Source organism: Pelagibius litoralis, from assembly GCF_011683915.1.
Lineage (GTDB): Bacteria > Pseudomonadota > Alphaproteobacteria > Kiloniellales > Kiloniellaceae > Pelagibius > Pelagibius litoralis.
Genome location: NZ_JAAQPH010000013.1, coordinates 171,683 through 194,012 on the forward strand (window position 1 = coordinate 171,683; position 22,330 = coordinate 194,012).

Annotated in this window: 21 protein-coding genes; 10 read left to right on the plus strand and 11 right to left on the minus strand. The window is 59.0% G+C overall.

Translation table 11 applies throughout. From position 1 onward, the window contains the following. Positions 1–8 precede the first annotated feature (8 nt). On the minus strand, positions 9–704 hold the full coding sequence (locus HBA54_RS17370) for a GntR family transcriptional regulator (RefSeq protein WP_167226895.1): 696 nt from the start codon (positions 702–704) through the stop codon (positions 9–11). 160 nt (positions 705–864) lie between these two features. Between HBA54_RS17370 and HBA54_RS17375 the strand changes: the two genes are divergently transcribed. From HBA54_RS17375 to HBA54_RS17390, 4 genes are all read left to right on the plus strand, one after another. Then, the gene (locus tag HBA54_RS17375; RefSeq protein ID WP_322096061.1) at positions 865–1,947 is read left to right on the plus strand and encodes a quaternary amine ABC transporter ATP-binding protein; all 1,083 of its coding nucleotides are present in this window, start codon (positions 865–867) and stop codon (positions 1,945–1,947) included. Next, a complete protein-coding gene (locus tag HBA54_RS17380; RefSeq protein WP_167226897.1) occupies positions 1,940–2,926 on the plus strand; it encodes an ABC transporter permease in 987 nt (328 codons plus the stop codon). Before HBA54_RS17375 ends, HBA54_RS17380 begins: the two co-directional genes overlap by 8 nt. Then, a complete protein-coding gene (gene proX / locus HBA54_RS17385; protein WP_167226899.1) occupies positions 2,923–3,912 on the plus strand; it encodes a glycine betaine/L-proline ABC transporter substrate-binding protein ProX in 990 nt (329 codons plus the stop codon). Before HBA54_RS17380 ends, proX begins: the two co-directional genes overlap by 4 nt. Before the next feature lie 63 nt (positions 3,913–3,975). Continuing rightward, positions 3,976–4,944: a GlxA family transcriptional regulator gene (locus HBA54_RS17390; RefSeq protein WP_205944717.1), complete on the plus strand. Its 969-nt coding sequence runs from the start codon at positions 3,976–3,978 to the stop codon at positions 4,942–4,944. A gap of 344 nt (positions 4,945–5,288) precedes the next feature. On the opposite strand, the gene HBA54_RS17395 is transcribed toward HBA54_RS17390, so the two are convergent. Beyond that, on the minus strand, positions 5,289–5,897 hold the full coding sequence (locus tag HBA54_RS17395) for a dihydroxyacetone kinase subunit L (protein WP_167226903.1): 609 nt from the start codon (positions 5,895–5,897) through the stop codon (positions 5,289–5,291). Beyond that, entirely contained in the window at positions 5,897–6,862 is a 966-nt protein-coding gene (locus HBA54_RS17400) for a dihydroxyacetone kinase subunit DhaK (protein ID WP_322096062.1), read from the minus strand. The genes HBA54_RS17395 and HBA54_RS17400 overlap by 1 nt, the downstream gene beginning before the upstream one ends. Positions 6,863–7,067: 205 nt before the next feature. Between HBA54_RS17400 and HBA54_RS17405 the strand changes: the two genes are divergently transcribed. Beyond that, the gene (locus HBA54_RS17405; RefSeq protein WP_167226905.1) at positions 7,068–7,847 is read left to right on the plus strand and encodes an IclR family transcriptional regulator; all 780 of its coding nucleotides are present in this window, start codon (positions 7,068–7,070) and stop codon (positions 7,845–7,847) included. Between the two features lie 164 nt (positions 7,848–8,011). On the opposite strand, the gene HBA54_RS17410 is transcribed toward HBA54_RS17405, so the two are convergent. Together HBA54_RS17410 and HBA54_RS17415 are read right to left on the minus strand one after the other, a co-directional pair. Next, the gene (locus HBA54_RS17410) at positions 8,012–9,037 is read right to left on the minus strand and encodes a CobW family GTP-binding protein (protein ID WP_167226907.1); all 1,026 of its coding nucleotides are present in this window, start codon (positions 9,035–9,037) and stop codon (positions 8,012–8,014) included. Beyond that, entirely contained in the window at positions 9,034–10,653 is a 1,620-nt protein-coding gene (locus HBA54_RS17415) for an amidohydrolase (protein WP_167226909.1), read from the minus strand. Before HBA54_RS17415 ends, HBA54_RS17410 begins: the two co-directional genes overlap by 4 nt. Before the next feature lie 250 nt (positions 10,654–10,903). On the opposite strand from HBA54_RS17415, the gene HBA54_RS17420 reads away from it, so the two are divergent. The 4 genes from HBA54_RS17420 (at position 10,904) to HBA54_RS17435 (ending at position 15,625) form a co-directional block, all read left to right on the plus strand. Further along, entirely contained in the window at positions 10,904–12,580 is a 1,677-nt protein-coding gene (locus tag HBA54_RS17420) for an amidohydrolase (protein ID WP_167226911.1), read from the plus strand. Positions 12,581–12,591: 11 nt separating this feature from the next. Continuing rightward, complete coding sequence (locus HBA54_RS17425) at positions 12,592–12,921, plus strand: carboxymuconolactone decarboxylase family protein (RefSeq protein ID WP_167226913.1); 330 nt, start codon at positions 12,592–12,594, stop codon at positions 12,919–12,921. 101 nt (positions 12,922–13,022) lie between these two features. Beyond that, a complete protein-coding gene (locus tag HBA54_RS17430; protein ID WP_167226915.1) occupies positions 13,023–14,672 on the plus strand; it encodes an amidohydrolase in 1,650 nt (549 codons plus the stop codon). Further along, a complete protein-coding gene (locus tag HBA54_RS17435; RefSeq protein WP_167226917.1) occupies positions 14,669–15,625 on the plus strand; it encodes a CobW family GTP-binding protein in 957 nt (318 codons plus the stop codon). The genes HBA54_RS17430 and HBA54_RS17435 overlap by 4 nt, the downstream gene beginning before the upstream one ends. Here the strand turns inward: HBA54_RS17435 and HBA54_RS17440 are convergent. From HBA54_RS17440 to HBA54_RS17465, 6 genes are all read right to left on the minus strand, one after another. Beyond that, positions 15,617–16,594 (minus strand): ABC transporter ATP-binding protein, encoded by a 978-nt coding sequence (locus HBA54_RS17440; protein ID WP_167226919.1) that lies wholly within the window; start codon positions 16,592–16,594, stop codon positions 15,617–15,619. The genes HBA54_RS17435 and HBA54_RS17440 overlap by 9 nt on opposite strands. Beyond that, complete coding sequence (locus tag HBA54_RS17445; RefSeq protein WP_167226974.1) at positions 16,591–17,586, minus strand: ABC transporter ATP-binding protein; 996 nt, start codon at positions 17,584–17,586, stop codon at positions 16,591–16,593. The genes HBA54_RS17440 and HBA54_RS17445 overlap by 4 nt, the downstream gene beginning before the upstream one ends. Continuing rightward, entirely contained in the window at positions 17,586–18,476 is an 891-nt protein-coding gene (locus HBA54_RS17450) for an ABC transporter permease (protein ID WP_322096063.1), read from the minus strand. Before HBA54_RS17450 ends, HBA54_RS17445 begins: the two co-directional genes overlap by 1 nt. Then, positions 18,473–19,435 carry an ABC transporter permease gene (locus HBA54_RS17455; protein WP_167226978.1) on the minus strand — a complete coding sequence of 321 codons (963 nt, stop codon included), beginning with the start codon at positions 19,433–19,435 and terminating at the stop codon, positions 18,473–18,475. The genes HBA54_RS17450 and HBA54_RS17455 overlap by 4 nt, the downstream gene beginning before the upstream one ends. A gap of 87 nt (positions 19,436–19,522) precedes the next feature. Further along, complete coding sequence (locus HBA54_RS17460) at positions 19,523–21,040, minus strand: ABC transporter substrate-binding protein (RefSeq protein WP_167226921.1); 1,518 nt, start codon at positions 21,038–21,040, stop codon at positions 19,523–19,525. A 223-nt stretch (positions 21,041–21,263) separates the two neighbouring features. Next, positions 21,264–21,455 carry a dihydroxyacetone kinase subunit DhaK gene (locus HBA54_RS17465; RefSeq protein WP_167226923.1) on the minus strand — a complete coding sequence of 64 codons (192 nt, stop codon included), beginning with the start codon at positions 21,453–21,455 and terminating at the stop codon, positions 21,264–21,266. 115 nt (positions 21,456–21,570) lie between these two features. Between HBA54_RS17465 and HBA54_RS17470 the strand changes: the two genes are divergently transcribed. Further along, on the plus strand, positions 21,571–22,330 hold a 760-nt coding region (locus HBA54_RS17470), incomplete at its 3' end, for an IclR family transcriptional regulator (RefSeq protein WP_167226925.1).

Below are 22,330 nucleotides of genomic sequence, written 5' to 3' on the forward strand. Positions count from 1 at the left end.
CAAGGTCGTCAGATCAGGCTGCCAAGCGGTACATCCAACCCCTTTGGCGTGACAAACATCTCAATCATGCAGCGCGACAGCGTCCAATGGTCAATGGCGAGCTGGGCAGCACGGTCTTCGTCGCCGGTTTCGATGCTCTCGATCATCTGATCGTGTTGCTCTGCGGCAGTTGCGAGATTGTCGTGCATCTGCGCATTGCGCGGGCGATAAAAAGTGCCTGCAATACGGGCATGGTCGATCAGGAGCCGCCGCAGGCTGGGGGTGAGATAGATGTTGTTCGCGATCTCGCCGATCAGGGCGTGGAATCGATCGTTGTAGAAGACCCGGTCCTCGATGTTGCCGTTGTCGACGGCAGCACGGAAGCCGCGCTGCACCTCCTTCAGGCTGGCGATCTGCTCCGGCATCGCATTCTGGGCGGCAAGGCGCGAGGTAGCGGCATAGATCAGCGGTGCAGCAAGAAAGAAATCGCGCAGCGTCTTGTGGGTCATGGCCGAGACCTGGGCGCCACGATGCTGGCGCAGTTCCAGGTAACCCTCACCCGCCATCTTGCTCAATACCTCGCGCAGTGGGGTACGCGAAAGGCCGTACTCGGCCGCCAGGCGAACCTCGTCGATGTCGCTGCCCGGGGCGCGGTTCATGGTCAAAATGCTCCGCTTAAGGTCCTGATAGAGTGCCTCTTTGGGGCTCAACGCCTTTTGCTTCATCCAGGTCATCCTCGAAGTCGTCCTTCCGAGAAGTCGTAGCCCGGCCGCCAGGGGATGCAAAGGCTTGGCGGACGTTCAAACTGTGTTACCTGAAAATTTTTCTTGTGTACAGTTTGTATTCATGTCGATTATGGGAGCTGGATGACTTGGGAGGTGCCTTGTGTCCAGTAACCCTGATGAACCCGTCATCGAGTGCCGATCGCTGTGGAAAGTGTTCGGCGCCAAGGCCGAAGAAGCCATGCAAGCCATTCAAAATGAAGGGCTTGGCAAGCTCGAGGTGCGGGACCGTTTCAACTGTGTCGTGGGGGTCCAGGACGCAAGCTTCAGCATTGCCGAGGGCGAAATCTTCTGCATCATGGGCCTGTCGGGCTCCGGGAAATCGACACTGATCCGCCATGTCAACCGGTTGATCGAGCCCACCGCCGGCGAGATCGTAATCGCCGGCGAAGACATCAATAAGCTGCCGGCGCGTGCGCTTCGTCAGTTGCGGGCCGAGAAGATCGGCATGGTTTTCCAGAACATGGCGTTGATGCCGCACCGGACCGTGCGCGACAATGTGGTCTTTTCGCTGGAAGTGCGCGGTGTCGATGAGGCGACGCGCAACCATGTCGCTTCACGTGCAATCGATGCGGTCGATCTCAATGGGTGGGACACAAAATACCCTGACGAGCTCTCCGGCGGCATGCAGCAGCGTGTCGGCCTGGCGCGCGCAATCGCAGCCGATCCCTCGATCCTGCTGATGGATGAACCCTTCTCTGCCCTCGACCCGCTGATCCGGCGCCAGTTGCAGGACAAGTTCATGGCCTTGTCGGCGGAAATGAACAAGACCACGCTTTTCATCACCCATGACCTGGACGAAGCGATCCGCATCGGTGACCGCATTGCGATCATGAAGGACGGGATACTGGTGCAAGTCGGCACGCCCGAGGAGATCGTAACTGCCCCGGTTGACGACTACGTCGCCGACTTCGTGGCTGGAATCTCGAAACTCGACCTGATCTCCGCCGGCAAGATCATGGAGCCCGTTCAGTCTTTCGAGAGCCGCAACGGCCCGATCGATCCCTCTGGCTGGCCAATCGCCCATCCGGATGAAAATCTCAATCAACTGGTCGATATCTCAATCGATACCAACCATCCGATCATTGTCACCGACCAGGGCAGGACCGTCGGCATCGTCACCAAACAAGCGTTGCTGCGCGGCATTCAAGGCCGGGTCGATGCAGGAGAAATGACCCATGGCTGAGAAGGAGAACTTCGATCTGCTCGACCCCTTCTCCACGATCGACCTTGACGTGGCGAGCTATGCGGATGGCGTCAAGAGTTGGGCCATCGGCAACCGTGAGTACGTTCAGCCGATCAAGGCATTCTTCAACGAGCTGATCGTCGGCATCGAGAGCGGCCTGCACGCAGTGCCGCCGGTCATCATGCTGGTTCTGCTGGGCCTCATCGCCTGGCAGGCGGCGGGCCGGAGAGTGGCGGTTCTCGTGGTAGTCTCGATGACGGTGCTCGGCCTGCTCGCCCCGAATGCCTGGGGCTTGGCGATGACGACGCTCGCCATCGTCATTTCCGCCGTGATCCTCTGCGTCCTGATCGGTTTGCCATTGGGTATCCTGGCCGGCAAGAGCAACGGCTTCGAGACGTCGATGCGCCCGGTGCTGGATACGATGCAGACCATCCCGGCCTTTGTCTACCTGGTGCCCGTGGTGATGCTGATCGGGATCGGCAACGTCTCCGGTGTTATCGTCACCATCGTCTTCGCGCTCCCGCCGCTGGTCCGCCTCACCTCATTGGGCATCCGGGGCGTAAACCCCAGCGTCGTCGAGGCTGCGACGGCCTTTGGCGCCAGCCCGCGCCAGATCCTTTGGAAGGTCGAATTGCCCTTGGCGACGCCGACCATTCTGGCCGGGGTGAACCAGACGATCATGCTGTCGCTGTCAATGGTGGTCATTGCCTCGATGATCTCCGTTAAGGGGTTCGGCAACGAAGTACTGCGCGCCATGGGCAGGCTGGACGCCGGCAAAGCACTGGTAGGGGGGCTGGGGATCGTGATCCTCGCCATCGTGCTCGACCGTATCACCCAAGGCCTCGGCAAGTCGGGGCGTGAGCGTGGTCATCGCCATTGGTGGCAGGGCGGGCCGATAGGCGTGTCCCTGCGCCTGATCAAGCGTGCAACAAGCAAAGCAACAAAACTAGATCTGACAGAGGAGAGGACGACACCATGAAATTCAAACTCCTGGCGCCCCTTGGCGTTGCGGCGACGCTGATGGCGGGTGGCGCCATCGCGGCTGACATGCCCGGCGAGGGCGTGACCGTGCGCCCCGTGATGGCACCGTCGTTGGAAGAGATGTTCCAGCACCGCATTCTGTTCCGCGCACTGGAAGACCTGGGCTATGAGGTCGCGGAGCCACAGGAAGTCGAATATCAAACCATCCACCTGGCACTGGGGACCGGCGACGGCGACTTCACTGCGGTTCACTGGAACACGCTTCACCACTCCTTTTTCGAGGAAGCCGGCGGCGAGTCCGTTCTCCGCAAGGTCGGCACCTTTATCGAGGGTGCACTGCAGGGCTACCTCGTCGACAAGGCCGCCTACGACGAGGGCATCACCAGTCTTGAGGATCTGAAAGATCCCGCAAAAGCCGCGATGTTCGATGCCAACGGCGATGGCAAGGCGGATCTTGCCGGTTGCACACCCGGCTGGGGCTGCGAAAAGGTCATCGAGCACCAACTGACCGAATATGGCCTCCGCGATACGGTCTCCCACAATCAGGGCGCCTACAACGCGATCATCGCCGACACGATCGCCCGTGTGGATTCAGGAAGCCACGCGCTCTACTACACCTGGACGCCCTACTGGGTCTCGGGCGCGCTGGTTCCGGGTGAGAACGTCGAGTGGCTCGCGGTACCCTACACGTCACTGCCCGACAACGCGCAGGCGGATACGATTTTCAAGGGCAAGAACCTGGGTTTCGCCGTCGACAGCATCCGGGTCGTCGCCACCAACGACTTCCTCGCCGCGAACCCGGCAGCGGCCAAGCTTTTCGAGGTCGCGGCGCTCGACATCAACGACATCTCTGCGCAGAACCGCAAGATCAGCGATGGCGAGGACAGTTCAGCCGACATCGACGCCCATGTAGAAGCATGGATCGAGGAGAACCGTTCAACTTATGACAACTGGATCTCTGCCGCCCGTGCCGTGACAAACTGAATGCGGACGATGGGGCGCCCTCTGGGCGGGCGCCCCATCGTCAGCCAGGAAGGTGTATGTGCTGTGAATTCCGTAGAACGCTTCGTCTTCCTTCTGATAGAGGACTTCTCCCACCTTGCCTTCGCCTGCGCGATCGAGCCGCTGCGGATTGCCAACCACGTCTCCGGAAAAACGCTCTACAGCTGGTTGCTGGCCTCGGAAAACGGCCGGCAGGCAACCTGCTCAAACCGCTCAGTGATCCTCGTCGACCGCGGGCTCGAGCCGCTTGAGCCGGACGACCACCTGTTCGTCGTCTCCGGGCTCAACGTCAGAGGGTCAACAACCCGGCCGGTAATAGACTATCTGCGGCGCGAGAGCCGTCACGGCGCAAGGATCGGAGCTATCTGCTCAGGCGCTTACGTGCTGGCCATGGCCGGTCTGCTTGACGGCAAGCCCTGTGCGCTGCACTGGGACTATCACGACGCCTTCGTCGAGGATTTTCCCGACGTGACCCTGCGCCGCAGCGTCTTTGTTGCCGACAAGCGGGTGATGACCTCGTCGGGCGGACCGGCGGCCTCGGACATGATGCTGCACCTGATCGCCCAGGAACACGGTGCCGACTTCGCCATCGAGGTGGCCAATCAGATGGTCTACAACGCGGTACGCAGCAACGAAGATGTCCAGCGGTTCTCGCTCAACGGACGCATCGGGGTCAATGAGAAGTTGAAGCTGGCGGTCCGGCTGATGGAACAGAATCTGGAGATGCCGCTCTCGACCCACGAACTCGCCGACGCGGCCGGCATATCGGCACGCCAGCTTGAACGCCTTTTCGGCAAGCACCTCCATGCCTCACCGAAGCAATACTATATCGAGTTGCGACTAAATCGCGCGCGCAATCTGCTGATGCAGACCGATGCTTCGGTCACCGAGGTGGCCTTGAGCTGCGGCTTTACCAGCCATGCCCATTTTACCCGGCGCTATAAGCAAGCCTATGGCGTGACACCGCACACAGTGCGCGCGCCGACGCTTCTAAGCGCCTCGCCGCATCGCTGAGCCATCGGGACCAGACCTCCCGATCCGCGATCTGCAGCAGCCAAGGTGCATTTCCCATGAACTATGCGAACACATGAGACTGAACCGTCCCGGGATTTCTGGAGGCTCCAACTCCTGAGTAGGATGGAGCATCATGAGCAAGACGACGAACAAATAATCTCCCGACGTCCGAAAATGCGATGTTCGCATGGTTCTGGACAATCCCGGGCAGCATGAACACGCCCCTTCCCGTCGCTGATCGGTCGGCCCAAGACCAGTCCGTTGACCAAGGACATGCCGACAAAAAAATGGCGCCGCAAGGCACCATCAAAGTTTCAGGGAGAGACTTTCTGTTCTTGTTGTCGCTAACCGTCATCGAAGCATTGGATCAGACGCAAAAATGCGACCATCCCGGGATCGTCCATCCCGATGGTCCGGTCGCCGAAGATGCGCGCCCGGCCAATCCGGTTCGGCTTGTCACGAAATGCGTCGAGCGCGTCGCTCGCTGCCTTCAGCGCAGCCTCTTGCAGGCCATTTGGCGTATTCTGTTCCCGCGTCGCCGCGATAACCGCATCCGTCGAATCGAGAAGTGTCTTGTCACCCAGAGACGCCCCGCCGCGCAGGATCATCGCCTCCTGCGCCGACGCCAGTAGTTCTGGAAAACGTGACCATTCGACGTCACTTTCACCCTTCGCCTGCTTCCCGGCTGCCATGAGGGCCGTAGCCATGAGCGTCCCGAAACTTGACCCGCTGACCTGAGTCATCGCTTTTGCACAGCCGAACAATGCCATCCCGACGTCGTCGGGCAGTGTGTCGGCGACTTTGGCCATGTTGTGGAAGCCGTTGATCAGCGTGACACCGAGGTCACCGTCGCCAAGGCGTCCGTCCAACTCGTTCATTTCGGGCCCGATCGTATCGATCTTCGACTGCACACGGGCAATGCCCCGTCGCAGCGTTTCGGTCGTCAACGCCATTAGAGGTTTCTCCAAAATGGACAGTCGGCGGGCACGGAGAGCAGCTGCTCCAACTCACCATCCAGCTTCATGATAGTGACCGAGGCGCCCGCCATTTCCATCGACGTGGCATAGTTGCCGACCATCGGGTGCACGATCTCGACGCCTGCGTTGCTCATCCTCTTGTGCAGGCGGCGGTAAATGAGGAAAAGCTCCTCGACCGGTGTCGCCCCAAGACCATTGACCAGAACCGACACCCTGTCCCCCTGTCCAAGCGGTCGATCGCGGTCGAGATGGTCGAGTAGCGTGTCGGTCACCGCGTCCACCGGCTGGAGCGGACCGCGCCATACCCCGGGCTCGCCGTGGATGCCCATACCGATCTCAATTTCCATGTCGCCGATCTCGAAGGTCGGTTTCCCCGCCTGCGGGACAGTGCAGGACGACATTGCGACGCCGATACTTCGACAAGCGTTTGAGGCTTTCTGGGCGGCAGCAGTCGTCGCCGCAAGATCCATGCCTGCCTTAGCGGCTGCACCCGCGATCTTGAACACATAGACCAGTCCAGCGACGCCGCGCCGCTTCTCGGCTTCGTCGGGACCTGCGCTGGCCACGTCGTCGGACACGATTACCCTCGCCGTCGCGATGTCCTCCATCTCCGCCATCTCGCAGGTCATGTCAAAATTCATCCGATCACCGCCGTAGTTGCCGACGATGCACAGCACTCCAGCACCGGTATCTGCGAAGCGCACCGCTTCCAGCATCGGGTTCATATCGGGGGACGCAAAGACGTCGCCCACCGCGCAGGCATCCAAAAGACCGTCACCCACGTAGCCAGCGAATACGGGGATATGGCCGAAGCCGCCGCCCGAAACCACGCCGACCTTGCCCTTGGCTGCCCGTGTCCGGCGAAGGATGCGGGCTGTCTCACCATCGACCGCGTAGACATCCGGATAGGCCAGGCACATACCGGCCACCACTTCATCCACGTAGTTGGATGGATCGTTGATCAGCTTCTTTATCGGATGCCGCCTTTCGCAAGAGTTTTGTTTTACGGAACTTCTTTTTCAAATTACAGTATAACCCGCCACCCCACGTCAAGCGAAAACAGGAATTTGCATTGCGCCAACCGGCGACCTATACCGAGTTGGATGGCCGGCAGAGCCTTTGGCGAACTTGGGAGGACAATCACGCATGCGAAGTTCGATCGTCGAGAAACTCGTCGCGGTTCTGACACTGGTCAGCGAAGCGAAGAGGCCTCCGACCTTCTCCGAACTCGTCTCGATCAGCGGCTTCAACAAGAGCACAACGCACCGCCTTCTGGCGCTGGCGGTCGAGGCCCAGCTGCTCCAGTTCGACAAGGAGCGCAAGGCCTATCTGTTGGGGTCGAAAATCTTCGACATGGTACGAAACGCCTACAATGGCTACGACATCCAGATCATCGCGCTGGGTGAGATGATGCGCCTGCACGAACTGATCGAAGAGAACGTGACCATCGGCGTGCCCGCAGGACCCGACACCATCTACCTGCGCGTGCTTGAGGCCAAGAAACCGATGGGAACCGCCCATCGCCCCGGCATGCGCGAGCCGTTCCACTGCTCGGCGTCCGGCAAGGCCTTACTGGCCTTCATGCCTGATCGGGTCATCGATGCGAAACTCGCGGCGCATGACTTCGAACGGTTCACCGACAACACGATCACCACGCCGGAGGCATACAAGCAGGCGCTCGAAATCGTGCGCAACACCGGCTTCGGAACCAACGACCGCGAGGAATACGACCACCTTGTCGGCATCTCGGCCCCGATCTTCAACTTCATCGGCGAGCCCATTGCGGTGCTGAACATCTGGACCCTGCACCACCGCCAATCGATTGCCCAACTGTCGACATGGTCGGATGAACTGATAGCCTCAGCCGCCCGCGTTACCGAACTGATCGGCGGGGCGGCGCCATCGACCGAGAGCTTGCGAAACTGATCCCCGATCCGGGCCTTGAAGGTCTCGTCGTTTTTCCGCACCCGAGGCGATCCCGATACGATGCAGGCAGTTCTTGCGCCTCACGTCGCCACCACCACTTGATCCGGCAATCGCTGCCTAGCCCGCCGGCTCTAAATAGCTATTCCGCAACGAGTACCAGATGATCAACGGTCGTGGCCGAGTTCGGTCTTTGTCTTAGCGTCCGACCGATCTCGCCTCGAAGTTTTTCCATTGAAGACGGAATGGAGACTGGATTCAAGCCAAGCCAAGTCTTCGCCCGACTCTTTTGCTATCATCACGAATTTGCATTTGTTGTCTGGCTGCACGTTCTTTTGGCCAAATTTCTCCAGAGTTGCGCGCGTTGATACCAGGTTGAAGAGAAGCAAGGTTGTAGGATCTTCGATAAAGCGAACCAATCCTTTTGCGCGAAAGCAAAAGCGCGGCAGCATAGCGGCGAAGTTTTCGAAGGCCGCACGGTGGATGCAGCCCTTTGTGGATACCGAGAAAGAGGTGTAGGCCGCCGCATGATCGCTCCGCGCGCCGGCATCCGTGGGACAGAAGTCATCTCGGCGAGATATCTGCGGACCAAAAACCAGGTCCTCGTCCACCTTGCCGAAGTCCGCTTCAATAGCGGGGATAGCTTCCGTCGCGTCAGAAATCAGATCTCTTAGTCTGATAACTGCTCGCGATTCGGCTAGATCGGACTTGTTGAGAACCAGAATGTCGGCACACGCGGCATGCTCGATGATCATTTCACGATGCTCAAACCCCATATCAAAGAAGTTGGCCGCGTCCAGCATGTAGACATGGGCATCGAACCGCCCGATGCCCGCGTTTTCCAGCGCAACGAGACTTGCCCCCATCTGGCGTGGGTCGGCGACACCGCTGATCTCGACCACGATCACGTCCGGTGCGGCATTGCCTTGCAGAAACGCAGTAATCGTGCGCACGAAGTCGTCATTCAATGTGCAGCAAACGCAGCCGTTCCTGAACGAAATCTTGCTCTCGTCCTCGGTCTCGATTAGGTCACGATCCAGATTGATCGCCCCGAAATCGTTGACGAAGACAGCCAGCTTCCGACCGTTCGCGCGCACGAGAAGGTGGTTGATCAGACTTGTTTTTCCAGCGCCCAAAAATCCGCCGATCAGGACGATGGGCACTCGCGCGCCGTTTGGTGCGGCTTTGTTCATCGCCTATATACGCACTCGCCGGCCAGCCAGGTTTGCTCCACCTGTATCGCCGACAACTCATGGGGGTTAGTATCCAATGGGTCGCGGTCGAGAATGACAAGATCGGCCAGTTTACCCCGCGTCAGGGAGCCCAGCTTGTGCTCCATCCCGATGTGAAATGCCGCGTCAATCGTCACCGCCTTGAGGGCCGTCAACCTGTCGAGACGTTCGTTTTCGCCTAGGCACCGCCCGTCATTCGTCATTCGCGTCGACGCTGCCTGCATGAGGTCTAGCCCCGACGTCACCGTCATTGGTGCATCGGCATGAAGACTCAGGCGCATCCCGGCTTTATGCGCGGAACCGGCCGGCATGTAGTGCGCGGCGCGTTCGGGCCCGAACAGGGCGTCTTCGATCGGGCCACCCCAGTGGGTGATGTGATTGATGAAGAAACTGCACTGAACACCCAGGTCTTTTGCGCGGACGATCTGGTCTTCGCGCATCAGTGCGCAATGCTCCAGACGGAAACGATGATCGTCCCTTGGCGTCTCTTCCAAAATCGTTTCGACAAGGTCGAGCACCATGTCGATCGTTCGGTCGCCTTGGGTGTGGACGGACATCTGCCACCCCTGCCCGAAATAGTTTCGCACCATCATTTCGAAGAAATCTGCAGGATAGTTTGGTCCGCCGGTATGACCCGGCGACAGATGCATGCGTTCCAGCGTGGTCGATGTTTCGAGATATGGCTTCGTGAGCCAGATATTCCCGACAAAGGGCGAGCCGTCCGCGTGGATCTTGACCCCCGCCATCCACAACCGATCGTCCAGGTCGATCCTCTCCACCATCATGTCGGGATCGACGGCCTGCTGATATGCCGCGACCCGGGGAAGCGGCACGGCCTGTTTCAACGCTTGCAGGTAGTAGGTCTTGTAGAACGGCAAGTAGAGATGCTCGGTCACCGTCGTGACACCGGCTCGCAGGCAGGTATCTATCGATTTGCGAAACTCAGTCGTCAGCCGGTTCTCGCCCCAGGATTCATAAAATATCTCCAGGACGCGCCAGACCAGCGCTTCTTCCAGACGTCCTGTCGGCGTGCCGGAGTCGTCGCGAGCGATGACACTACCGACGGGGGTCGGCGTGTCTTTGGTGATATTGCACGCGTCCAACGCGGCAGAGTTCATGAAAACCGCATGCCCGTTCGACGTCTGCAGCGCGAGCGGATTGTTCGGGGCAATCTCGTCCAGAAACGAGCGGGACGGTTCTTCCATGTCCGTGTGCAGCTGTGGATCGACGCCGTAGAACAGGAGGAATTCGCCGGGTACTGCCTCGGCCACATGCCGCTTCACCTTGGCAATCGCAGCGCGATAGGTCGGAACGACGGCCGCCGTGATGTCGCCCACCGGGGCACCTCGCGTCTTGGCCGCCCAAAGGATGTGCGAATGCGGCTCCACGAAACCCGGCTGAAGAACACTGCCGTGTAGGTCGATGACATGATGCTTCGCTCCGATCTGGTCTTCGACATCCAAGGCGGAACCTACAGCGACGATTTTGCCATCGGCAATCGCGACAGCCTCCGGGTTGGGCACTGCGCTGTCCATTGAATTGATGATGCCGTTCTTGAAGAGCGTCTCTTGGGTCACTTTGGATTCTCCTTCCGAGAGCGTGCGGAGTGAGTTGCCGCGCGATCCTGCCGGCGAATCCGCGAGACAGCCGTAGCCTGGACTCAGTCCGCCTTGACCAATCAAAATAATATTGTATTATAAAACCTTAGTATTGCAATACAGCACAAAAGGTTGCCGTAATTGTGCGTTGGCTGTCCGGGCCTGCCCTGAGCGGGCTTTCTGAACCCTTCGGTTTTGGGCGACGGAAGCGTGTGCGCATCTAGTCACGTTGATTGAGGATTTTTCCGAGACCGCCATGTCCCAAATGACCGTGTATACGGCCCGCAATATCCGAACGATGAACCCCTCGTTGCCCGAAGCGACGGTCGTCGCGGTTAAGGATGGTCGGATTATTGAAGTCGGTACGCTGGAAAGCATGGCGCCTTGGCTGGAGGCTCATGACCACGTCGTAGACAATCGTTTCAAAGACCACATCCTGATGCCGGGGTTCGTCGATCCGCACTTGCATCCGACGATCGGATCCATGCTGCTTCCCTGTCACTGGGTGACGGCGATGGAATGGCAACTGCCCGACCGAGTCTCACCGGCCATCAAGACTCATGAAGGTTTCATGGACCGCCTGGCCGAAATCGAGCGTTCGCTGAGCGACCCGCGTGAAATCCTCATCTCGTGGGGCTATCACAAGATCTGGCATGGCGACGTCTATCGCAAACAGCTCAACCGGATATCCGACTCACGCCCGATTTTCGTCTGCCAGCGATCCTTCCACGAAATCGTGGCGAACGACGCCGGCATCGACTGGATGGAGCCCGCGCGGGACGAACTGGAACGGCACGAGCAAGTCGACCTGGAAACGGGACGCTTCTTTGAAACGGGTATGTTCCTTGCTCTGAAATCCCTGAAGCGGATCATGATGGACCCAGAAAGATTCGCGCAGGGCATGGCTCAGATGAAGAAGCTGATGCATCGGGGCGGCGAAACGACAGTGGGCGATATGGCTTTTCCGTTGACTGACGAAGCTTTCGAGTGGGAAATGCTGAGTGACAATTTCGGCTCCGACGACGCGCCGTTTCGTATTGCGATCACTCCGCGTGGTATCAATGACATGGCGAGCTATGGCGGCCGCACGGCCGACGAGTTGAAACGGGTGAACGAACTCGAAGAACGCTCAACCGACAAACTCAGGTTCACGAATTCGATCAAGCTTTTTGCTGATGGTGGTTTCAACGCCGAGTTAATGCAACTGTTGCCGCCAGGCTACATCGACGGCCATCATGGCGAATGGATGATGGCGCCAGAGGTCTTCGAAGACTTGGCCCGTTTGTATTGGAACGCGGGCAAACAAATCCACGTCCATTGTACGGGTGACCTGGGAGTCGAACTTGCGCTTTCGGTGCTCGAAAAGCTTCAAGCCGAGCGCCCGCGGTTCAATCATCGCTTCACGATCGAGCATCTGGGTGTCTCCACTCCGGAACAGGTACGACGGATCAAGGATCACGGCGGAATCGTCTCAGCGGCAGTCTATTACGTCCATGAACTTGGTGAGGCCTATTGGCATGGATCGATCGGCTTCGAACGTGCCTCGCAGATGTCCCGGATGGGGACGCTAGAGCGTCTGGGCGTCATGACTGGATTTCATTCCGACTTTCTCGTCTCCCCGCCGCAGCCGTTGAAACTGGCCTGGGTGGCGGTAAACAGGATCGCGGAATCGGGTGCCGTGCTCGGCGAGAGGGAACGCACATCGCTGGATTTTGCGATGCGCGCCATCACTATCGACGCAGCCTACGTGTTGAACATGGAAAACGAAATCGGCTCCATCCGCGCCGGCAAGCTCGCCGATTTCACGGTTCTCGAAGCCGATCCCTGGGAGACGCCACTTGAAGACCTGAAAGACATCCCGATCTGGGGCACGGTGTTCGAAGGCCGCCCCTTCCCAATCAAGTAAGGAGGCATCACATGGCCCGTGTCCGCGATGTCGAGCATGGGCTCAGCCCAGATGCAGTATCGAACATTCGCGCCGAAAGTATTGACGGATTCGACGGCGTGGACACGCTCATCAGGGACTATGCCGTACTTGTCACGAACCAGTTCCAGTACATCAGAGATCGCATCTTTAAGGACCTCAGGGTCCACTTTTCGGACGCACAGATTATCGAGCTGACGCTAAGGATCGCGCTGTGCGGGTTTTTCAACCGGTTCAACGACTCTTTGCAAATCGCGACCGAGGGCGACGCCATTGCCGAGGCGCTCGCCCTTGGCATCACGAGCGACGGTCCCACGAATTAGGGAATGCGATGTGGGCAGAATTGGATGCGGCAGATGCCATTTTCGTCACGTCGGACAACCTTGTTGAGGTTCGACAATAGATAGAAGAGGTCAGAACACCCATGTCACGGATCACGGTCTATACGGCCCGCAAGGTTCGCACGATGAATCCGTCTTTCCCCGAAGCAGAAGCCGTAGCGGTGAGGGACGGGAGGATCGTGGAAGTCGGCACGCTGGATAGCATGAAGCCGTGGCTGGGGGCACACGAGCACGTCATCGACGATCGTTTCAAGGATCACGTGCTGATGCCTGGGTTTATAGACCCGCATATTCACCCCGCGGTCGGAGGGGTCCTGCTTCCGAGCTATTGGATCACCGCGATGGAATGGCAGCTACCGGACAGGATTTCACCGGCGATCAAGACCCATGAGGGTTACCTGGAGCGGCTGGGGGAAATCGAACGCTCCATGGACGACCCCGACGAAGTGTTGTTGACCTGGGGCTTTCACAAGATCTGGCACGGCGATGTCTTTCGCGAGCAGCTCAACGAGATTTCGCAGACCCGGCCGGTCTTCGTCCTGCAAAGATCCTTTCACGAGGCCGTCACAAACGACGCGGGTCTCGACTGGCTCGAGGCGGAACGCAGCGAATTGGAAAGACACCATCAGATCGACCTTGAGACGGGTCGTTTCTTCGAGACCGGGCTGGCTGTCTTGTTTCAGTCCGTGAACAAGATCACCCTCAATCCGGAGCGGTTCGCCCGCGGACTCGAGATGCACAAGCGGATGGTTCATCTGGGCGGCCACACGACTGTCGGAGACATGGCGTATCCGATGATGAACCACGACTTCGAGTGGGAGATGCTCAGCGAACGGATTGATCGTGACGACGTGCCCTTTCGCATGAAGATCGTGCCTCGGGGGGCACTGCGCGGCGACTGGAATGGGAGTCCAACGGAAAATCTGGCGCGCGTGAACGAGATGGAAACGCTCGGGACCCACCGGCTCAGGTTCGGGAACGCCGTCAAGCTTTTCGCCGACGGAGGCTTCAACGCCGAACTGATGCAATTGCTGCCGCCGGGCTATATCGACGGACACCACGGCGAATGGCTTGTTGCACCGGAGTACTTCCGAGCCCTTGCTGAGCAGTACTGGAAGGACGGCAAGCAGATTCACGTCCACTGCACCGGCGATATGGGTCTGGAACTGGCGCTCACGGTGCTTGAGGACCTTCTGGCCGTCCAACCGCGGTTTAACCATCGATTCACCATCGAACACTGCGGCGTCTCAACACCCGAACAGGCTGGCCGGATCAGGGATCTTGGCGCAATCGTCTCTGCGGCCGTGTACTACGTGCACGAGTTGGGCGAGGCCTATTGGCATCATTCCATCGGTTATGAGCGCGCTTTTCAGATGTCCCGAATGGGCACGCTGGAACGGCTAGGCATCACGACCGCCTTTCATTCGGATTTCGTGGTTTCACCCCCGCAGCCGTTACACACCGCATGGGTGGCCGTTAACAGATTTGCGGAATCGGGCGCCGTGCTCGGCGAGAGGGAACGCACATCGCTGGATTTTGCGATGCGCGCCATCACTATCGACGCAGCCTACGTGTTGAACATGGAAAACGAAATCGGCTCCATCCGCGCCGGCAAGCTCGCCGACTTCACGGTTCTCGAAGCCGATCCCTGGGAGACGCCACTTGAAGACCTGAAAGACATCCCGATCTGGGGCACGGTGTTCGAAGGCCGCCCCTTCCCGGTCGAAAAATGACGACTCGTATCCCGATAACCATCCTGTCGGGCTATCTCGGCGCAGGAAAGACGACCATCATCAACAGACTTCTGTCGGGCGATCACGGCCGCAGGGTTGCCGTCCTGGTCAACGATTTCGGGGCCGTCAACATCGACGCCAGCCTGATCGAAACCGAGGATGACAACACGATCAGCCTCACGAACGGCTGCGTCTGCTGTTCGATCGGGGACGACCTCGGCGCGGCGCTGGACGCGCAGGCCGCGCGGCACATCCCGCCCGAGAACATCCTGCTGGAAGCCAGCGGCGTGGCAGAACCGAAGCGGATCGCAACGCATGTGGGCTTCTGGCCGGGCTTTGAGCTTGATGCACTCATCGTGGCGGCCGACGCCGAAACCGTTCGCAATCGCGCGAATGACAAGTTCGTCGGTCAACTTGTCCGAAGCCAGATCAGACACGCCGATATCATCGCCCTGACCAAGACCGATCTGGTGGGGCCGGAGGCGGCGCGTGGTGTCAAAGCATGGTTGCGAAACCAGGTTCCCAATGCGCGTATCTTCGAGGCACCGAACGGCACGCTACCTGTCGCATTGGCCTTCGGAGCCGACCGCGCGTCCAACGCCCTGTCCGGCCCGGTCGAGCCCGCTCCTCATTCGCATCTGCGCACGGTGATGTGCGTTCCCGGAACCGGACTGAGCCGCGCCGGTCTAGCACGTGCGATTGAAGCCCTGCCCTCGTCGGTTCATCGGGTGAAGGGCTTCTTCCGCGATCTCGAAACCGGTCGCATGACGCTGCTGCAGTGCGTCGGCAGGCGTCATGAATTCTTGGAGGCACCCACCGACACCGAGACTGTTCTTGTCCTGATCGGTGTCGGTTCCGATACGGAGATGAATGGCGCCATGGACCTGCTCACCGCGTCCGACGCGCTGGAAGCGGATCCGAAAAGCACCTTCGCGGCGCGGATTTCAGACTAACTTGCCGTCGCTGTTGATGCGATGGCAGGCGACCATGTGTTCCCCCTTGATGCGGGTCAGGCGCGGCGCGCTCTTCTTGCAAGAGTCCAGCGCAAAACTGCACCGACCTGCGAACCGGCATCCGACAGGCGGAGATATCGGGCTTGGCGGCTCACCTCGCAAACGGACATGTCCCTTGTCGGCCTTTCCCAGATTCTCGACCGATGGCACGGCCGAAATCAACGCGTTTGTATAGGGGTGAAGCGGGTTTCCGTATAGCTCGCTCTTGGTCCCGATCTCGATGATCTGGCCCAGGTACATCACGGCAATGACGTCACAGATGTACTGCACGATGGCGAGGTCGTGACTGATGAAGAGATATGTCAGTCCAAAGTCTTTTTTGAGCCGGTTCAACAAGTTCAGGATCTGCGCCTGGATCGCGACATCCAGCGCCGAGACCGGTTCGTCGCAGATCACCAACTCGGGTTGCGTCGCCAGGGCACGGGCAATTCCGATGCGCTGACGCTGACCTCCTGAAAACTGGTGCGGAAACAGTTCCTGCTGCTCGGGACGCAATCCGACGATCTCGAACAGCTCGGCGACGCGTTTCCGGCGTTCCTGGGGCTTACCGACCCTCATTAGATCCAGCGGCCTCCCGACAATTGCACCCGCCCGTTCGCGCGGATTGAGCGATGCATACGGATCCTGAAAAATGATCTGAGTGAAGCGCCGCATCTGGCGCATGTCTTCACCATCCAGGTCCAGAATATTGGTGCCCTTGAGAAAGATCTCCCCGGCCGTCGCTTTGACAAGCCGGGCGCAAGCCAATGCGGTCGTGGATTTCCCGGACCCGCTCTCACCCACAAGCCCGAATGCCATTCCGTTCTTCAGCTCGAACGACACACCGTCGACTGCATGGACTACGGCGCCATTGCGCAAGGGAAAATGGACCTTGAGGTCCTTGACTTCGAGGATCGTCTCATCGCTCACCAGGCGGTCTCCATCCTGTTCCAGCAAGCGACAGCGTGATCATCGGCGATTTCGGCAAGGCTGGGTTCCGCGGACCGGCACTTGTCGATCTCATTCTTGCAGCGCGGTGCGAAGGGACAGCCGGTCCGCTTCAGCTCACGCAGGCTTGGCACGACCCCGGGGATCTCCAGCAGCGGTGCGGGATCGTAGCTCGGATTATGGACCAGCTTGGGGACGCATGAGATCAGGCCGTGCGTATAGGGGTGCATGGGGTCATAGACAAAGTCGCGGGCCGTGCCGGTTTCCACAACCTTGCCCGCGTACATGACCATTACGCGATCCGCCATTTCCGCGACGACACCGATGTCATGGGTGATCAGAATGATCGCCGTCCCGGTTTTTTCCTGAAGTTCTCGGAAGAGTTGCAGGATTTCAGCCTGCACTGTGACGTCAAGCGCGGTCGTGGGTTCATCCGCGATCAGCAGCTTGGGTTCGCACACAAGCGCGATGGCGATCATGACGCGTTGCCGCATTCCTCCGGATAACTGATGCGGATACTCGTTCGCTCTCTTCTCCGGCGACGGAATGCCGACCAGTTTGAGCATTTCGATAGCACGGCTCCACGTTTCCCTCGAGGACATGTCGAAGTGAGCGCGTAGCGTCTCCGAAATCTGGTGACCCACGGTGAACACGGGATTGAGAGACGTCATGGGTTCTTGGAAAACCATGGATATGTCGTTTCCCCGAACCTGCCGCAGGCGCTTTTCGCTTGCGACAGCGAGGTCCTCCCCTTCCAGCAGTATCCGGCCGTTTGAAATGCGACCAAATGGCTTCGGGATTAGACCGATAAGCGCCAGGGCGGTCATGCTCTTGCCGCACCCGGACTCTCCGACAATTCCCAGAACTTCGCCGCTGTTCAACTCGAAGGAAACATCACGAAGAACTTCGATCTCGCCGTCATCGGTCAGAAAGGTTATGCCGAGGTCGCGAACGGAAAGTAATCTAGTGCTCATCAACGATGTCGTAACTTGGGGTTAAGGGCATCGTTCAGGCCGTCGCCCACCAGACTGACCGCGAGAACGGTCAGAAATATGATCGTCCCCGGGAGCGTCACGCCCCACGAGTTGTCCAGAATGAAAGGGCGATTGTCCCCGATCATTCTGCCCCAACTCATGGTATTGGGGTCACTCAAACCCAGAAACGACAGTCCAGCTTCGAACAGAATGGCGTTGCCGATCGCAAGGGCGGCCACGACGATCAGGGGCGGTGCGGCGTTGGGAAGGATAACGGCCCAGATAAGCCAAGCGTTGCGCGCGCCGATAGACCGCTCCGCCTTGACGTAGTCCATCTCGCGCACCCGCATGAATTCCCCCCGGGTCAGGCGTGCCATGTCGGTCCAGGACACAATGCCAATCGCGATCGAGATATTGATGATTGTCGGAGAGAACAGCATCACTACAACCATTGCGAACAGGAGGTACGGCAAGACCTGGAAGAACTCGGTGATCCGCATCAGGATGTTGTCGACTTGTCCGCCGAAGAACCCGGCAAACGCTCCGACAGTCACGCCGATGGTCACGGCGATCAGCGCAGCCGTCAGTCCAACGGTGATCGTGATCCTGCCGCCGTTGATCAACCCAGCCAGCAGATCGCGCCCAAGATAATCCGTTCCCAGAATATACTGCGATGCACCCGGCGGCGTGAAAGGCGCCCAGACCATGTCCCGCGGCGACACGGTATAGAGGTAGGGGCCGACGATAGAGACCAGGCAGATAAAGCCCAGAAACGCCAATCCCGCCATGGCCGCATGGTGCGCGCGGAACATTCTCCACGCCTGGCGCGCCGGCGAGACGGGCTCAGGTACGGGCACTTCGGGAGCGGAGGGTTGTGAAATGTAGGTCACTGCTCGGCCCTCATTCGTGGGTCGATATATCGATAGACTATGTCGGTCACCATGTTCACGACGATGACGAGGGACGCCGAGAAGAACAAAATCGCCAAAAGAGTGGGCGTATCTCGGCGAAGAATGGAGTCATAGGCCAGGGTTCCAAGCCCGGGCCAGCCGAACACGGTCTCGACCAATACCGCGCCGGACAGCACCTGTCCGAATTGCAATCCCGCGAATGTCACCACAGGCAGGATCGCGTTCCTTAGGGCGTGCTTGTAGATCACCAAGTAGTTTTTCAGCCCCTTTGCACGAGCCGTCCGGACGTAGTCGGAATCCAGCACGTCGATCATGCTCGCCCGCGAAAGGCGTGTGTAGAACGCAAGGTAGATAAGCGCCAGCGTCATGGCGGGCAGGATAAGATGGTGGAGGACCTCAAGAAGGAAGGCGAGCCCAGTCGCACTTGTGTCCGACTGATACATTCCCGCGATCGGAAAAATCGGCAGCGCGACCGAGAAAACGAGGATCAACATGATGCCGACCCAAAATACGGGAGTGGAATACCCTACCAGCGAAAACACGGTCACCAAATGGCTGAGCCACGAGTTGCGCCGCTGCGCGGCCAAAACGCCCAGGAAAGTGCCCAAGGTCAAAGCGATGAGGACGGCGGTGACGACCAACAGTATCGTCGGACCGATGCGGTGGAACATCAGTTCCAGTACGGGCCGGTTGAAGTAGAGCGAAAATCCAAAGTCACCCTGAGCGACCCGCCCGAGATAGGTGGCGAGTTGGATGTAGAACGGCTGGTCCAAGCCGTATGCCGCCCTCATCTGCTCGATGAACTCGGGCGTCGCGCCGCCCATTTCCCCGACCAGGGTTTCAACTGGGTCGCCAGGGGCCAGGTGAATCAGCGCGAAATTCATAACCAGAACCGCCAGCAGCAGGACGAATGCATAGACGATCCGTCGGAGAATCATTTTCGCCAAGCCCGGTCCCCATTGCTACTGAGAGGTCGAAGGGCAGACCGCGCTTGAAAGGCGCAGTCTGCGCTTTCAGCTCATGACCTAATCTTCCAGGTACACGTCGTAGTAAGGCGCCAGAGCACCAAACGGGCTCAGAGGAGGATTGCCCAGTTTGGTCGTGTAGACCGTCGTCGAGTACTCCTGCACTAGGTAGAGCAAAGCCACATCTTCCATGGCCTTACGTTGCACCTGATCATACAAGGCGCGGCGTGTCTCAAAATCGGTCTCGACCGCGGCCTTCGCGAGGATTTCATCCATCTCCGGATCGCAATACCCTTGGGTATTGGACCACGTCACGTTACGGATGTTGTCGCATCTCAAGTGGCGTTCGACGCCGATGGTCGGATCGGGATAATTGAACGATCCATTCACCGTCGCATCGTATTCCCAGCTGGCGACCCGGCCTGCCCAGGTACCGAAATCCGGCGCCCTACGCAGTTCGACGTCGATGCCGAGCTTTGAATACTGCGCCTGAATGTACTCGGCAAACGGCACCCACATGTGCGGCGCCCATGTCGGAATGTCCAATACGAAGCCGAAGCGCTTACCATCGGCACCGGCGGTCAGTCCCGCCTCGTCCAGCATGGCAGCGGCCTTTTCCATATCGAACTCGTAGGCAGGAGCTCCCGGGGTGAAGAGGGGATTGTTCGAATGCAGCGGCCCCTCACCCACCCGTGACCGCCCGCCGAACACGATCTGGTTCATCAGCTCTCTGTCAAGCGCATGCGCCAACGCACGACGAACGTTCACATCCGTGAACGGCTCTTTCCGTAGATTCAGCTCGAGGTAGGCAACGGCTGCGAGCGCTTCGAAGCCCCTGCTCGTGACGATCAAGCCTTCCTTCTTCTCAAGGCGGTCTGCGTCGGTGTACCGCAATCCGACGTTCGGCGCATAATCCAGCTCGCCATTCTCGATCATGAGAAGACGTGTCAGCTGGTCGGAAACTGCGGTGATTACAATCCGGTCAAGATACGGGCGGCCCTCGATGAAGAAACCCTCGTTCTTTTCGAGCACTATCCGCTCACCGATCGTATTCTCCACCAGCTTGAACGGCCCGGACCCGATGACATTTTCGTTGTTTCGCAAATGCGTCTTTAGCTCCTGACCATCATCGTAAATATGCTTGGGAAGTATCGGCATAAGCAGGGGCTGCAGCGACAGCATCAGACCCGGTGTCGGCTCAGTGAGATTGAAGACAACAGTGTCAGGCGCAGGTGTCTCGACATCCTTGATCCGACCGAACATCACCGTCCCGAACGGGTGGTTGTCGCGCGCGGCAAATAGGGAGAACTTGACATCTTCTGAGGTTACCGGCTCGCCATCGTGGAACTTCGCCTCCCTCAGCTTAAATGTCACGCTCATCTTGTCGTCTGAAAGCTCCCAGCTTTCGGCGCCATAGGGTGTTATTTCGAAATTGTCCCTGACTTCGACGAGGCCGGCAAAGATTTGAGAGCCAGGGACACCTGCAGATGCGCCGGACTGCACTGCAGGATTCAATGTCCTCCAGCCCGAGGAAAATACCTTAAGCGTCCCGCCTTCACGCGGCTCTGCCGAAGCCATCGAAAAGCTTCCGGCGAGCAATATCAGGAACAGCGTCAGAAGTCGTCTCAGGCCACCGCCTAACATTCGGTGCATCTTTCTCCCCCTCTTTTTTCGTTTGTTTTATATTACAGGTAATTAGTTTCATATTACAGAATATTACTCAAACGTCAACGATCATGCGGAGCTTGCGACAAGCGTTGACCCAAGCTTCGATTGCTCTTCGGCGAACCGCCAGCGAACATCAGGTGAAATAGGCCCTGCAGATCGACCGGGGCAGCCTTGGCAAGGCACTCCACATGGCCCGCGAAACCAGGTTGTGGTAGTATTTGCCGCCCGAAAACACGCCGACCTTGCCCTCGGTTGCCCATGTCCGGCGAAGGATCCGGACTGTCTTGCCGTCCACCGCGAAGGCTTCCGGAGACGCCCGGCACATGCCGGCCGCCACCCCACGTCAAGCGAAAACAGGAATTTGCATTGCGCCAACCGGCGACCTATACCGAGTTGGATGGCCGGCAGAGCCTTTGGCGAACTTGGGAGGACAATCACGCATGCGAAGTTCGATCGTCGAGAAACTCGTCGCGGTTCTGACACTGGTCAGCGAAGCGAAGAGGCCTCCGACCTTCTCCGAACTCGTCTCGATCAGCGGCTTCAACAAGAGCACAACGCACCGCCTTCTGGCGCTGGCGGTCGAGGCCCAGCTGCTCCAGTTCGACAAGGAGCGCAAGGCCTATCTGTTGGGGTCGAAAATCTTCGACATGGTACGAAACGCCTACAATGGCTACGACATCCAGATCATCGCGCTGGGTGAGATGATGCGCCTGCACGAACTGATCGAAGAGAACGTGACCATCGGCGTGCCCGCAGGACCCGACACCATCTACCTGCGCGTGCTTGAGGCCAAGAAACCGATGGGAACCGCCCATCGCCCCGGCATGCGCGAGCCGTTCCACTGCTCGGCGTCCGGCAAGGCCTTACTGGCCTTCATGCCTGATCGGGTCATCGATGCGAAACTCGCGGCGCATGACTTCGAACGGTTCACCGACAACACGATCACCACGCCGGAGGCATACAAGCAGGCGCTCGAAATCGTGCGCAACACCGGCTTCGGAACCAACGACCGCGAGGAATACGACCACCTTGTCGGCATCTCGGCCCCGATCTTCAACTTCATCGGCGAGCCCATTGCGGTGCTGAACATCTGGACCCTGCACCACCGCCAATCGATTGCCCAACTGTCGACATGGTCGGATGAACTGATAGCCTCAGCCGCCCGCGTTACCGAACTGATCGGCGGGGCGGCGCCATCGA

Excerpts from the sequence above, each read along its gene's own strand:
- HBA54_RS17370 (WP_167226895.1), bottom strand. The coding sequence starts at position 704 with ATGAAGCAAAAGGCGTTGAGCCCCAAAGAGGCACTCTATCAGGACCTT.
- HBA54_RS17380 (WP_167226897.1), top strand. The coding sequence starts at position 1,940 with ATGGCTGAGAAGGAGAACTTCGATCTGCTCGACCCCTTCTCCACGATC.
- proX (WP_167226899.1), top strand. The coding sequence starts at position 2,923 with ATGAAATTCAAACTCCTGGCGCCCCTTGGCGTTGCGGCGACGCTGATG.
- HBA54_RS17395 (WP_167226903.1), bottom strand. The coding sequence starts at position 5,897 with ATGGCGTTGACGACCGAAACGCTGCGACGGGGCATTGCCCGTGTGCAG.
- HBA54_RS17405 (WP_167226905.1), top strand. The coding sequence starts at position 7,068 with ATGCGAAGTTCGATCGTCGAGAAACTCGTCGCGGTTCTGACACTGGTC.
- HBA54_RS17410 (WP_167226907.1), bottom strand. The coding sequence starts at position 9,037 with ATGAACAAAGCCGCACCAAACGGCGCGCGAGTGCCCATCGTCCTGATC.
- HBA54_RS17425 (WP_167226913.1), top strand. The coding sequence starts at position 12,592 with ATGGCCCGTGTCCGCGATGTCGAGCATGGGCTCAGCCCAGATGCAGTA.
- HBA54_RS17430 (WP_167226915.1), top strand. The coding sequence starts at position 13,023 with ATGTCACGGATCACGGTCTATACGGCCCGCAAGGTTCGCACGATGAAT.
- HBA54_RS17435 (WP_167226917.1), top strand. The coding sequence starts at position 14,669 with ATGACGACTCGTATCCCGATAACCATCCTGTCGGGCTATCTCGGCGCA.
- HBA54_RS17445 (WP_167226974.1), bottom strand. The coding sequence starts at position 17,586 with ATGAGCACTAGATTACTTTCCGTTCGCGACCTCGGCATAACCTTTCTG.
- HBA54_RS17455 (WP_167226978.1), bottom strand. The coding sequence starts at position 19,435 with ATGATTCTCCGACGGATCGTCTATGCATTCGTCCTGCTGCTGGCGGTT.
- HBA54_RS17460 (WP_167226921.1), bottom strand. The coding sequence starts at position 21,040 with ATGGCTTCGGCAGAGCCGCGTGAAGGCGGGACGCTTAAGGTATTTTCC.
- HBA54_RS17465 (WP_167226923.1), bottom strand. The coding sequence starts at position 21,455 with ATGTGCCGGGCGTCTCCGGAAGCCTTCGCGGTGGACGGCAAGACAGTC.